Below are 11,344 nucleotides of genomic sequence, written 5' to 3'. Positions count from 1 at the left end.
TGGAAGGAGTCGAGATGGAGATCGCGATCGAAGAAGTTGTCGAGGCGACCGCGCAGTAGCACAATCACTCACGAGGAGCGGTCACCAGTTCCAGCATCGAACGCCCCAGCGAGCGTTTCCGTCATCCGCGCCTCGGTTCGCTCGCGGACGTGTGTTTCCTCGAAGATTGCACGCGTTCGCGCGAGCGAGTCGTCAGTCTCGAAGGAGACATCGGGATAGACAACGTCGGTGAGCACGAGCGGATACGCTGGAGCGGGTGCAACGCCCTCCGGCCCCGAGAGCGAATCAGCGCCGAGCACACGCTCGATTCGGGCGAGTTCGGTCTCGCCGCGCGCGACGGCCGCGACGACCGAGACCAGCCGACGAACTAGTTGGCGGGCGAATCCACCAGCGCGGAGGGAGACGATCAGAAAGTCGCCGTCTCTGCGGACGGCGGTCGAGAGCGTCCGGACAGTACCCTCCTCGTCGGGCGTCAGGTTGTGAAAGTCGTGCTCGCCCGAGAGTTCGTCGAGTGCAGTCCGGGCGCGTGAAATGCTCCCGTCGGGCGCGTAGAGATGGTAGGTGTACTCCCGTTCGGTCGCATCGTGAGTGGCATGGAAGTCCGCAGGAACGTCGGCGCTGGTCCAGACGCGCACCTCCGCAGGCAATTCCGAGGAAAACGCAGCGGGGTCGAGCCAGTCGGGTGCCGCGAACGCGACCGTCTGTGCGACCGCGGAGACGCCAGCGTCGGTTCGACCGGCGGCCGCATACCCCCGCGGCGTCCCTGACTCGACGACGCCGAGATCCGACAGGGCGTCGAGAAGCACACCCTCGACGGTTTCGACGTCTGGCTGGCGCTGGAAGCCATGGAATGGGCGGCCGTCGTATGCGATCCGGTAGGCGCGCACACTCGTCGCGCGGTCGGCGGAGTCCTCAGCCATCTTCGAGCAGCGACTCGCCGGTCATCGCCGCTGGCTTCTCGATTGCGAGTAGGTCGAGCAGCGTCGGGGCGATATCCGCGAGCGTTCCGCCCGCGCGGATCCGCTGTCCAGCGGGCGTCCCGTCCGGCGAGGTGTAGATGACCGGGACTGGATTGGTCGTGTGTGCGGTGTACGGTTCCGCCTCGGTACCCATGTCGTCGGCGTTGCCGTGGTCGGCCGTGACCAGCACGTTCGCACCGGCGGCGTGCATCGTGTCGACGAGGCGGCCGAGTTGCTCGTCGACGGCCTCGACGGCCGCGACTGCCGCGTCGAAGTCGCCCGTGTGACCCACCATGTCGGGGTTGGCGTAGTTGAGCACGACCACGTCCGGGTCGTCGGTTTCGATGATGTCGATAGCGGTGTCGGTCAACTCGCGCGCGCTCATCTCCGGCCGTTCGTCGTAGGTGGGGACGTCCGGACTGGGGACGATTTCGCGCAGTTCGCCCTCGAACTCGACTTCGCGGCCGCCGTTGAGGAAGTAGGTGACGTGGGCGTACTTCTCGGTCTCCGCGATGCGCAACTGCGTGAGGCCCGCATTCGCGAGCACCTCGCCAAGTGTCTGTTCGGGCTGGTTGGGCGGAAACGCGACCGGCAGGTCGAAGGTCTTGTCGTACTCGGTCATCGTGACCAGACAGATTGCGGGCGGGGCAGTCTCGAACGACCAGACAGGGTCGATGTCGGCGAGCATCCGCGTCAACTGCCGGGCGCGGTCTGATCGAAAGTTGACGAAGATGGCCGCGTCGCCATCGTCGAGCGCAGGCCGGTCTTCGACGAGCGTCGGTTCGACGAACTCGTCGGTCGTGTCTCGGTCGTAGGACTGCTCGGCGGCGGCCACGGCGGAGGGGGCGGTGTGCTCGGCCTGCCGATTGACGATTGCGTCGTACGCGCGGCGGGTTCGCTCCCAGTTCTGGTCCCGGTCCATGGCGTAGTATCGTCCGGAGACGGTCGCAACCTCGCCCGTTCCCTGCTCTGTGGCGTGAGCTTCCAGTTCCCGCAGGTACTCTTTCCCGCCGGTCGGTGAGGTGTCACGGCCGTCGGTGAAGGCGTGAGTCACGGCGTCGACGCCGCGGTCGGCGGCGAGTTCGACGAGCGCGTGCAGGTGATTCTGGTAGGAGTGAACACCGCCATCGCTGACCAGTCCGAGCAGGTGGACGCGGCCGTCGTGGTCGCTCGCGTACTCGAAGGCCGACGCGATGGCGTCGTTCTCGTCGAGCGGCGGGTCGTCGGAGTTTCCGACGGGTTCCTCACCGCGCCAGCGTGCGATAGCATCTGAGATTCGAGCCGATTCCTGTGTGAGTACTCGACCGGCACCGATGTTGAGGTGCCCGACTTCGCTGTTGCCCATCTGTCCGACTGGGAGGCCGACCCGGCGGCCGTGCGTTTCGAGCGTGCCGGTCGCGCCAGTCGACCAGAGCCGATCGAAGTTCGGCGTCGACGCGGCGGCGACCGCGTCCCGTGTCTCCGGGTCGCCCAATCCCCAGCCATCGAGAATGACGAGTCCAGCGTGCATACTGTGACATCACACGCGCCGCTCAGAACACTTTCGAACCGGCCCGGAGCGGCCTCACTTCGAGAGCCGGTCGTCGGCAGGCGGCGGTATTATGTGTCACCGTCACGTCGGTTCGATATGGACACGCAACTGCTCTCCGAGGAACTTGCCGAAAACATCGTCACCACTGCACGCACGGCGACGGGGGACAGCCTGCGTTCGGTGACGTACTTCACGCGCACTGACTTCGACCAGTTGTATCTCCGCGACGACCTGGAGCAGGACGCCGACCTCAACACCTTCGTCGGCCACGAGTGGCGGGCGTACCGCGAGACCGAAAACGCCTACCAGCAGTCCGAACTCGGCGAACACCAGTTCACCGTCCGCGCGTTCGACAACGGCTACCTGCTTCGGGTGGCGGCCGACCGAAACGGCGTGCTCATAACCACAGACGGTCTCTCGATGCAAAGCTACGAGGAGATCGCAACGGCGCTGTCGAAGCTACTCGAAGAGAACGCCTGACAGCCGCTCGGAACGGTTCGACGGGCTTTTGACGTGGGATCGAGTGAGTACAGGTATGGCTGAATTCACGATCGCCGTCGCGGATCCGGAAGACGGCACGACCTATCAGGTCGAGGTATCGGACCAGGACGCGAACCGGTTCATCGGCAGAGAGATCGGCGAAACCGTCGACGGCGGCGCAGTCGGCCTCTCGGGCTACACGCTCGAACTGACCGGCGGCTCCGACGATGCTGGCAGACCGATGCGCGACGACATCCGCGGCCCGAACCTCGAAGCGGTCCTGCTCGAAGGCGGGACGGGCTACAACCCGACCAAGGACGGGGAGCGAAAGCGCGTGACCGTCCGCGGCCGCGAGGTCAGCAACGCGACGCGACAGATCAACGCCCGAATCAGCGAACGCGGCGACGGCGAGGTTGCGGAACTGCTCGAATAACGTGTCCGACCGCATTCCGTCCGACCACGACGCGGTGTCGACCGAACGCGTTCACCTCTCGGCGGTGGGCCGAACGAGTCGACTGCAGGTCCCGCTTCCCGAGTCCATTTCCTGTCGCCCCGATGACCGGATCTGTCTCGCCGTCGACGGGACGAACCTGTTCGCACAGGTCGAGCGGACACTCGACGGGGAGCCCGCGGTTCGCGGGGCGTTCGAGACCCGACGGCTCGCTCGAACCAGCGACGGCACGGACCAACTGGGGGCGTGGCTCGACTCGGCGGGGTTCGGGGCCGGTGACCCGCTCTGTCTCGACGTGCTCACCGAGGGGTACGCCTACGGCCTGCGAGCGCCCGGCACTCGCGTCGTCTACTCGCCGCCGTCCGAACCAGACCAGTCACTCGATTCGATCGCACAGAACCTGACCGAGCGGGAGTAGGACCCCAAAGTGGGGGCGAGTCTCCACCACACGATCGCACGCACGTCGGCCCGGATTCGAGGAGAATGGCTGTTTTTGCTCGTGATATTCGCACGAAACGCTCAATATGGAGCCTCAGGTAGAGCTAGTCGAGCAGATGTCGGAATCCGTCATCGCGGACTTCGTCGCCAAATTCAACTCCGACAGACTCAATCGCGCCGATCCGATCAAGGGGCGGGTGCTGTTGAGTGAGAAGCGACTGGTGCTTGCGGTCAACGACAACGACAAGCTGACGATCCCGCTGTCGTCGATCGTCGACGTTGCCGTCGGGCACATTCCCGAGGAACTGAGCGGCTTTTTCGACTCGACGGTGACGGTAGGCTTCGAGCGAGGGGACCGGCAGTTCGTCGCGGTCGTCGAGGCAGACGACGACACGATCGGGAAGTTCTCGAACGTCCTCTTCAGGGCATTACTCAACGGGGTGGGGATGACGACCAAACATCCCGCGCGCGTCGGCGGGCGCGTGACGAACGAGACGTTCACCCCGGCCCGTCTCGTCTTGAAGCCACAGCGCGTGCTGTTCAATACGCCCGACCGCTCGGTCGAGATATCACTCTCGACAGTGACCGAATTCAGCCGCGCTACCCGGGAGATCCGTGGGACGAAACGGCCCGTGCTCGCGGTTCGGCACGCCCCCGCAGGAACCTCGAAGCTGACACTCGCCGCGATGGACTCCTCGCGAAAGATGTCGATTCTGGGGCGCTATCTACGCCTCGAATACTCGGACCTGATGGCCGAAATCGGGGAACTCGACCTCTCGAAGGACGAAAAGGAGATCCTCGTCGCGCTGTACTCCGGGGCCGGGAGCGAGGGCATCTCGCTTGCACAGATCGTGAACAAGGAACCCGCCAAACTGACGATGATGCTCAACGACCTGGAGGCGGACGAACTCGTCGTCGACACGCCCGACGGCACGAAACTCACCCCGAAGGGACAGGTCGTCGTGAGTACCCACCTCGACGACGTGAACACGTAATCGCCAACCGCGCGTGGACTACTCGTCGGCGGTGGCCTCACTGGCGATATGGCGGCCGCGGGCCTTCAGTTCGACCTCGCGCCGCGTTCGCTTCTTTTCGAGCACCCCGGCCTCGATGAGGTCGTCGTAGATCCGCTCGACGCGCTCGACGTCCATGCCCACGAATTTCGGGATCTGGAAGGGTGACACGCCGGAGTACAGCGCCATCAACACCTCGTTTTGCTCGTCGGTGAGATCGACATCGGCGGCGTTCTGCTGTTCGCCCTTGCGAAGTAACGAGGCGAGCACGCTCACGGTCTGTCGCGGCCCCGTGACGTGTGTCTGGACGGCAGTTCCTTCGACAGTGTGGCCGACCTCCGTAATCAACCGCATGTCACCTCTGACTTCGCCGTCTTTCTGTTCGAGCGTGCCGACGTCATCGATGTCAATCTCGACGAACTGGCCGCTCGTCAACGCCAGCGCGACTTCGTTCTCGTCGACGGTAATTCGGCCTTTCTCCCAGTCGGTTCCCTGCACGACGCCACCCTCGACGGCCGGGTGTTTGACGAGCACGACCGACTGGTCAAGCACCGCGTCGTACAGTCGCTGCTCGAAGTCATCGTGATTCTGTGGCGAGACGAGCGTCACGTCGTTGCCGACCTGTATCGAGAGGTAGCTGGAGACGTTCGGCTGGGGGGCATTCTGTCGACTCTTGATATTGCCGATCTTGCCCAGTTGGATCGTCCGCTTTCCCTCGTTACTCGCGAGAATGAGTCGCTTCGTCGACAGCAGGATGCGGCCAGCTATCCACTCGATCTCCGGGACTTTCCGGCCGCCCTTGACCACCTGCGTGAACTTCCCACGCTGGTCTGCGAGTTTGGTCTCACCCTCGCTCATCGCTGTCGGTTGTCGTAGGTTCGTGACCTATCGGTATTAACGGTTTGGCCGCAGTGCCCCGAATGTCGTGACGTTGTCACGGGCCGCGAGAGGGTCGAATGGACCCGGCGATGGCGGCGTTATATACCCAGCCACTCGTCGTCTCGGATCTGAAAGTCATTCGACCGACAGAACTTCGCTGCCCTCCGTCGAACTGCCCGAGACCCAGGGAGTGTCTCCGTGTTCTGAATCTGCTCGACGATCCAGTCAGCGACAACTGCGATCCCCTCGTCGTCGTCATCAGCGTCGATAGCCTTGAGCGCGCGGAACGTCTTCTCGTAGGCCTCACGCTGTGAGGTTCCAAACGTTGCACGCGGGAGTTGGTCGCTTGCCTCAACGACACGTTTCATCGCCGCCGCCACTGTCGGGCGCTGGATGCGCACCCGAACGGCAGCAGGCGAGTCGAACGCCTCCGAATCCGTCGCCGGGATGAGCGCCTCGACACGGTGTGTCCCGTCATCCGAATCGAGTTCGTAGTCACCGACTGCCGTTACGATCTCCTCACCCGTCGCCGGAAACGTCACTGCGTCGAGTTTCGTCTCGAAGGCATCGAGTTCCGCCACTTCGACCGGTGGCTCGGTCTCGTCGGCCCGCTCCATTTCCATCAGCAGTTCTCGCTCGCGCTGACGCCTGTCTTCGTCGTGGGCTTGCTTGTCCCTGCCGCGTTTGTCGTCTGCCATTAGTGTTACTAGATTGTCCAGAAGGATAACACTGTGGTCGAACGACGTTCGCGGCCGTACCGGCGTGGTCACTGCGTGATCGTCCAGGTGCCGTCGTCCTCCACCTCGATGACCGCGTCGAACAGGCCCTTGAGCGTCGCCAGCGTCTGCGTGTCGTGGGCCTCCGGATCGAGGTGGTAGTGGCCGATGCCGCCGACTGTCTTGACGCGACCGGTGACGACGTGTAAAAATCTGAACGCGCGCTGGAGATCGGCATACTGCAACAGCGAGGTGACGCCGTCGAAACAAAAGACGATGTGTTCGTCCTCGTCGCCCGCCTTTGCCATCCCCGAGAGCAGTTCGCTCAGTTCGATGCCGATTCCGGTTAGGTCAGAGGGGTTCTCGACAGTCTTGACAGCCCAGGACTCGCCGTCGACGGACGCATCGACCTGTCCGACTGCGACGATTCCGCCGCGAACCGGCGTGCCTGTACGGGCCGTCCAGCGATCGACCCACTCCTGTGGGGTGTCCGTAAACGTAACCGAGAGGACGTTCGTCCGCTCCGGCGGCGTCTCCGTCAGCAGATCCAGACAGACGTCAGTACCCTGCCCTCCGAGAGAGGGTGCGAGCAACAACACGTTCGAGACATCGGAACGCTCCATAAGCGCCTGCGCTGTCTCACCCTCGGCCTGCCCAGCCATTTCGTGGACATACGTGATGATCCCGTATAAGAATGCTGATTGTATCTGTCCAGATCATCGACATGAGGTCCCCCCGCGTCGAACCGTAACCCCTATCAGCGGGTGCGCGCTACGGGGAGATGAGTCCTGATAGGGTAGTGGACTATCCTCTTGGCTTGCGGAGCCAGGGACCGGAGTTCAAATCTCCGTCAGGACGCTTCTCTGCAGCACAACACCGCGAGCGGAGCGAGCGGTACGTGCTGCGTGAGCGTCCGACACGGTGATTTGAGCAGACGAGTCGCAGTGCACGCAGCGAACGAAGTGAGCGAGTACAACCGTCTCGGCCAGTTCAAATCTCCGTCAGGACGTTCATTCCTTCACTTCGTTCAGTTAGTCACGTCCTGACTTGCCCTGCGCTCGCGTCGCTCGCGCAGGACTCCGTCAGGATGATGCTTACAACAGCAAACCCGCACGTGTCACCACGCAATTCGAGAGCGACCCCGTCCACAGTATTATGGTACTTGCTACCAATAGGATCGATAATGGAGGACATCGATGAGCCTGCTGATAGTGAGGCCATCGATGAGAGCGGTGGGGACGAACTGTTCGTGGTCGATGCTGACGGGAACCGCATCGGATCACTCCGCGAAGTTACAGACAGTCATCGCCGCGAACTCGAACGGTATCGGACACTTCTCAATTCGGTCGACGACGCTGTCTACATGACCGACGAGAATCGGCAGTTCACGTGGGTCAACCAGGCCATGTCAGAGAGATACGGATACGACCGGGAGGAATTTGTCGGGAGTTCGATCATGGAGTTTCTCGACGACGAGCAGGTGAAGATCGCAAAGGAAAACCTCGCACATCTCGTCGACGAGGACAGTCCCGACGTGATCACCTTCGAGATGGAGACACAGCGCAAGGATGGGACGACGATTCCAGTGGAGACGCGGTCAACCTTACTGCCGGGGGAGACGTTTACCGGCACGGTCGGAATTATCCGAGACATCAGCGAGCGAACAAAGCGCGAGCGCAAACTCGAAGCCAAAACCGACCGCCTCCAGGAGTTCGCCGATACGGTCTCACACGACCTCCGGAACCCGCTGACGGTCGCGATCAACCGACTCGAACTGGCACAACAGGAGTGTGAGAGTCAGCATCTCTCCGCGGTCGCAGAGGCCCACGAGCGGATGAGCGACCTCATCGAGGAACTGCTCGCACTCACTCGGCAGGACGAGCAGGTGGCCTCGACCGAACCAGTCGAACTGGCAAGACTCGCACGAGCGAGTTGGGCAACCGTCTCGACGGCGGATGCAGAACTGGTCGTCGAAGACAACCCGACCGTCGAGGGAAACCCCACCCGCGTTCAGGAGGGACTGGAGAACCTGTTCAGAAACGCAGTCGAACACGGCGGGTCGGACGTGACAGTTCGCGTCGGCGCGATGGACGAACAGGCAGGGTTCTACGTCGAAGACGACGGTCCGGGGATCCCAGCGGCCGAGCGACAGAAGGTGCTCGAAGCGGGCTACACGACCGACGATGATGGAACTGGATTCGGCCTGAACATCGTCCGAAAAATCGCCGATGCACACGACTGGGGGCTGAGAATACAGGAAAGTGACGAGGGAGGTGCCCGGTTCGAGTTTGCGACGGAGGGATGAGACAGTTACTCCGCAGCCTCGACGGCCTCGGCCAGCGTCCGGAGGGTGTCGGCTTCACCGGCCAACTGCGCGGGATGAGCGCCGATTGTCACGACCAGATCCCCGTCCAGCGGAACTGCATCAGTCACGTGGACCAGCACGTCGAACGACTGACCAGCCATCTGTGCGGAGGTCTGAAACGTGTTTCGGGTCGTCGTCTCGCCAGCGATGGTGACCTGCGCGTCCGAACCGCTATCGAGGTCTCCGACGTTACTGTACCCGTCCTGAAGCGCGATGAGCTGGCGTGCCGAGAGATGTGCGATCGGATTGAACGACTGGCCGAGCACCGACACCTGCGGGGTCGTCAGAACCATGAACCGAGCAGGGTGGGCGTCCCCGAGATCCATCCCACCGACCGAGACCTGTTTGCCGTACTCGACGTGCTGGTTCGTCGCCGTCACATCGCGTGATTCACCGCCAGCCTCGAGCGTCCGTTCGATGGTCCGTGAGTCGGTCCGGACGTGTTCGTAGCCAGTCTCCGTCAGCGTGGCGTCGGGAACGCGTCCCGGACTCGCCTCGAACTCCAGGTCCTCGCCCAGGAGGACGTCCAGACAGCCAGCGAGACTTGCGACACCAATCGTCGCCGCTCCGGCGAGATACTGACGTCTGTTCATTATCGGACGGACGCGTCAGCGGGGTATATGCGTTGTGGGGTACGAGACGACAGAACCGGAAAGGGCGACCGACGGCGGGAGATCAGCAATCGGATTCGCCGGAAACCGGGGAGACGGTCCCCGTTGCCGCCGTTCGACGGGTTTAAGTGTCGCATCGGCATCCTTTCGGACGAGGCAGGCATTCGCCTGTTTCACTGACCCGTAGGAGCCCGAGGCGTACTACGGAGGTGAACAATGGCAGATCAGGAAATAGAGGAGGCAGTCTCTCGCGCACTTGATGAGTCACCACAGCGGAATTTCCGTGAGACGGTGGACATCGCAGTGAATCTGCGCGATCTTGACCTCAACGATCCATCGAACCGAGTAGATGAGAGTATCGTCCTGCCGGAAGGCACTGGACAGGAAACGAGTATTGTCGTGTTCGCGGAGGGTGAAACCGCAGTTCTCGCCGAGGAGGTCGCAGACGACGTCCTCGACGGCGACGAACTGGCCGACCTTGGCGACGACGACGACCGGGCGAAGGACCTGGCCGAGGCGACGGACTTCTTCCTCGCAGAGGAGTCCATGATGCAGGATATCGGGCGCTATCTGGGGACCGTGCTCGGACCGCGCGGGAAGATGCCCGAACCGGTCAGCCCGGACGACGACATCGTCGAGCAGGTCGAGCGGCTGAAAAACTCCGTGCAGTTGCGAAGCGGCGAACGGCGAACGTTCCACACGCGCGTCGGCGCGGAGGACATGTCCGCCGAGGAAATTGCCGACAACATCGACGTGATCATCCGTCGACTGCACGCGAACTTGGAGAAGGGGCCGCTCAACATCGACTCCGTCTACGTGAAGACGACGATGGGGCCGTCAGTGGAGGTGGCCTGAGATGAGTACACAGGAGCGCAAAACCGAGACGATTCCGGAGTGGAAGCGCGAGGAAGTCGACGAGATCACCGACTTCCTGTCCGCGTACGACAGCGTCGGCGTCGTCGACATCACGGGCATCCCGAGCCAGCAACTGCAGGACATGCGCCGTGACCTCCACGGCACCGCAGAACTGCGCGTGTCGCGGAACACGCTGCTCGTTCGGGCGCTCGAAGAAGTCGACGACGGACTAGAGGAGCTAGTCCAGTTCGTCAGCGGACAGGTCGGCCTGATCGGCACAAACGAGAACCCGTTCGGGCTGTACCAGCAACTCGAAGCCTCGAAGACCTCCGCCCCGATCAACGCGGGCGAGGTCGCCCCGAACGACATCGTGATCCCGGAGGGCGACACCGGCGTCGACCCCGGGCCCTTCGTCGGCGAACTCCAGAGCGTGGGCGCAAACGCTCGCATCGACGAGGGTTCGATCAAGGTCATGGAGGACTCGACCGTGCTGGAAGCGGGCGAGGAAGTCTCCGCAGATCTCTCGAACGTCCTCACCGAACTCGGCATCGAGCCGAAGGAGGTCGGACTCGACCTGCGTGGCGTGTACGCAGAGGGTGTGCTCTTCGAGCCCGCAGATCTGGAAATCGACATCGACCAGTACCGAGCGGACGTGTCGGCGGCCGCGGGCCGAGCGCGTAATCTCGCGCTGAACGCGGAGTTCCCGACGGCGAGTACGCTCCCGGCACTGCTGGGCAAGGCAAGCGGCGAGGCGAAGAGTCTCGCCATCCAGGCGAGCATCGAGGACCCCGACGTGATGCCGGATCTGATCAGCAAGGCAGACGGACAGGTTCGTGCGCTCGCCGCACAGATCGAGGACACCGAGGCGCTTCCCGAGGAACTGCAGGACGTGGAAGCACCTGCTGAGGAACAGACTGACGACCAAGACACCGACGAACCCGAGGCAGACGCCGACGAAGCGGAGAGCGACGAAGCCGAGGCTGACGAGGACGACGAAGACGACGACGGTGGCGACGCTGGCGACGCACTCGGGGAGATGTTCTAAG

General features: G+C 63.1%; 13 protein-coding genes and 1 tRNA gene. 8 read left to right on the top strand and 6 right to left on the bottom strand.

What is annotated here, in order from left to right:
* Nucleotides 1-68: 68 nt before the first annotated feature.
* Together truA and gpmI are read right to left on the bottom strand one after the other, a co-directional pair.
* Nucleotides 69-920: a tRNA pseudouridine(38-40) synthase TruA gene (gene truA / locus ACMGFL_RS00480; protein WP_436933564.1), complete on the bottom strand. Its 852-nt coding sequence runs from the start codon at nucleotides 918-920 to the stop codon at nucleotides 69-71.
* Nucleotides 913-2,469: a 2,3-bisphosphoglycerate-independent phosphoglycerate mutase gene (gene gpmI / locus ACMGFL_RS00475; RefSeq protein WP_436933563.1), complete on the bottom strand. Its 1,557-nt coding sequence runs from the start codon at nucleotides 2,467-2,469 to the stop codon at nucleotides 913-915. The genes truA and gpmI overlap by 8 nt, the downstream gene beginning before the upstream one ends.
* 117 nt (nucleotides 2,470-2,586) lie before the next feature.
* On the opposite strand from gpmI, the gene ACMGFL_RS00470 reads away from it, so the two are divergent.
* The 4 genes from ACMGFL_RS00470 to ACMGFL_RS00455 all read left to right on the top strand — a co-directional run bounded on the left by ACMGFL_RS00470 (nucleotide 2,587) and on the right by ACMGFL_RS00455 (nucleotide 4,854).
* Nucleotides 2,587-2,970, top strand: a complete 384-nt coding sequence (locus tag ACMGFL_RS00470) for a DUF7522 family protein (protein ID WP_436933562.1) — start codon at nucleotides 2,587-2,589, stop codon at nucleotides 2,968-2,970.
* A 55-nt stretch (nucleotides 2,971-3,025) separates the two neighbouring features.
* Nucleotides 3,026-3,403 carry a 30S ribosomal protein S6e gene (locus ACMGFL_RS00465; protein ID WP_436933561.1) on the top strand — a complete coding sequence of 126 codons (378 nt, stop codon included), beginning with the start codon at nucleotides 3,026-3,028 and terminating at the stop codon, nucleotides 3,401-3,403.
* A 1-nt stretch (nucleotide 3,404) separates the two neighbouring features.
* Entirely contained in the window at nucleotides 3,405-3,839 is a 435-nt protein-coding gene (locus ACMGFL_RS00460) for a DUF7112 family protein (RefSeq protein ID WP_436933560.1), read from the top strand.
* A gap of 106 nt (nucleotides 3,840-3,945) precedes the next feature.
* The gene (locus tag ACMGFL_RS00455; RefSeq protein ID WP_436933559.1) at nucleotides 3,946-4,854 is read left to right on the top strand and encodes a CheF family chemotaxis protein; all 909 of its coding nucleotides are present in this window, start codon (nucleotides 3,946-3,948) and stop codon (nucleotides 4,852-4,854) included.
* A gap of 18 nt (nucleotides 4,855-4,872) precedes the next feature.
* On the opposite strand, the gene ACMGFL_RS00450 is transcribed toward ACMGFL_RS00455, so the two are convergent.
* The 3 genes from ACMGFL_RS00450 to ACMGFL_RS00440 all read right to left on the bottom strand — a co-directional run bounded on the left by ACMGFL_RS00450 (nucleotide 4,873) and on the right by ACMGFL_RS00440 (nucleotide 7,129).
* Nucleotides 4,873-5,730: a CheF family chemotaxis protein gene (locus ACMGFL_RS00450; protein WP_436933558.1), complete on the bottom strand. Its 858-nt coding sequence runs from the start codon at nucleotides 5,728-5,730 to the stop codon at nucleotides 4,873-4,875.
* A 119-nt stretch (nucleotides 5,731-5,849) separates the two neighbouring features.
* Nucleotides 5,850-6,449 (bottom strand): DUF5789 family protein, encoded by a 600-nt coding sequence (locus ACMGFL_RS00445; RefSeq protein ID WP_436933557.1) that lies wholly within the window; start codon nucleotides 6,447-6,449, stop codon nucleotides 5,850-5,852.
* 68 nt (nucleotides 6,450-6,517) lie between these two features.
* Nucleotides 6,518-7,129: a DUF7504 family protein gene (locus ACMGFL_RS00440; RefSeq protein WP_436933556.1), complete on the bottom strand. Its 612-nt coding sequence runs from the start codon at nucleotides 7,127-7,129 to the stop codon at nucleotides 6,518-6,520.
* 123 nt (nucleotides 7,130-7,252) lie between these two features.
* Here ACMGFL_RS00440 and ACMGFL_RS00435 point away from each other — a divergent pair.
* Both ACMGFL_RS00435 and ACMGFL_RS00430 read left to right on the top strand, forming a co-directional pair.
* Nucleotides 7,253-7,325 (top strand) — tRNA-Arg (locus tag ACMGFL_RS00435).
* 325 nt (nucleotides 7,326-7,650) lie between these two features.
* A complete protein-coding gene (locus ACMGFL_RS00430; protein WP_436933555.1) occupies nucleotides 7,651-8,772 on the top strand; it encodes a PAS domain-containing sensor histidine kinase in 1,122 nt (373 codons plus the stop codon).
* Between the two features lie 5 nt (nucleotides 8,773-8,777).
* Here ACMGFL_RS00430 and ACMGFL_RS00425 read toward each other — a convergent pair whose 3' ends face one another.
* Nucleotides 8,778-9,425 (bottom strand): DUF6517 family protein, encoded by a 648-nt coding sequence (locus tag ACMGFL_RS00425; protein ID WP_436933554.1) that lies wholly within the window; start codon nucleotides 9,423-9,425, stop codon nucleotides 8,778-8,780.
* Between the two features lie 234 nt (nucleotides 9,426-9,659).
* On the opposite strand from ACMGFL_RS00425, the gene ACMGFL_RS00420 reads away from it, so the two are divergent.
* Nucleotides 9,660-10,298: a 50S ribosomal protein L1 gene (locus tag ACMGFL_RS00420; protein ID WP_436933553.1), complete on the top strand. Its 639-nt coding sequence runs from the start codon at nucleotides 9,660-9,662 to the stop codon at nucleotides 10,296-10,298.
* Between the two features lies 1 nt (nucleotide 10,299).
* Entirely contained in the window at nucleotides 10,300-11,343 is a 1,044-nt protein-coding gene (locus ACMGFL_RS00415; protein WP_436933552.1) for a 50S ribosomal protein L10, read from the top strand.
* The last annotated feature ends 1 nt before the right edge of the window (nucleotide 11,344 follow it).

Origin of the sequence: Halovenus marina, from assembly GCF_051414115.1 — an archaeon.
GTDB lineage: Archaea > Halobacteriota > Halobacteria > Halobacteriales > Haloarculaceae > Halovenus > Halovenus marina.
Note: the sequence above shows the minus strand (reverse complement) of the source record. Positions and strands in the feature narration are given on the sequence as shown.

Bases quoted from the DNA above. Each gene is read 5' to 3' on its own strand.
- ACMGFL_RS00420 (WP_436933553.1), top strand. From the start codon at position 9,660: ATGGCAGATCAGGAAATAGAGGAGGCAGTCTCTCGCGCACTTGATGAG.
- gpmI (WP_436933563.1), bottom strand. From the start codon at position 2,469: ATGCACGCTGGACTCGTCATTCTCGATGGCTGGGGATTGGGCGACCCG.
- ACMGFL_RS00445 (WP_436933557.1), bottom strand. From the start codon at position 6,449: ATGGCAGACGACAAACGCGGCAGGGACAAGCAAGCCCACGACGAAGAC.
- ACMGFL_RS00440 (WP_436933556.1), bottom strand. From the start codon at position 7,129: ATGGCTGGGCAGGCCGAGGGTGAGACAGCGCAGGCGCTTATGGAGCGT.
- ACMGFL_RS00425 (WP_436933554.1), bottom strand. From the start codon at position 9,425: ATGAACAGACGTCAGTATCTCGCCGGAGCGGCGACGATTGGTGTCGCA.
- ACMGFL_RS00470 (WP_436933562.1), top strand. From the start codon at position 2,587: ATGGACACGCAACTGCTCTCCGAGGAACTTGCCGAAAACATCGTCACC.
- ACMGFL_RS00455 (WP_436933559.1), top strand. From the start codon at position 3,946: ATGGAGCCTCAGGTAGAGCTAGTCGAGCAGATGTCGGAATCCGTCATC.
- ACMGFL_RS00450 (WP_436933558.1), bottom strand. From the start codon at position 5,730: ATGAGCGAGGGTGAGACCAAACTCGCAGACCAGCGTGGGAAGTTCACG.
- ACMGFL_RS00430 (WP_436933555.1), top strand. From the start codon at position 7,651: ATGGAGGACATCGATGAGCCTGCTGATAGTGAGGCCATCGATGAGAGC.
- truA (WP_436933564.1), bottom strand. From the start codon at position 920: ATGGCTGAGGACTCCGCCGACCGCGCGACGAGTGTGCGCGCCTACCGG.
- ACMGFL_RS00465 (WP_436933561.1), top strand. From the start codon at position 3,026: ATGGCTGAATTCACGATCGCCGTCGCGGATCCGGAAGACGGCACGACC.
- ACMGFL_RS00415 (WP_436933552.1), top strand. From the start codon at position 10,300: ATGAGTACACAGGAGCGCAAAACCGAGACGATTCCGGAGTGGAAGCGC.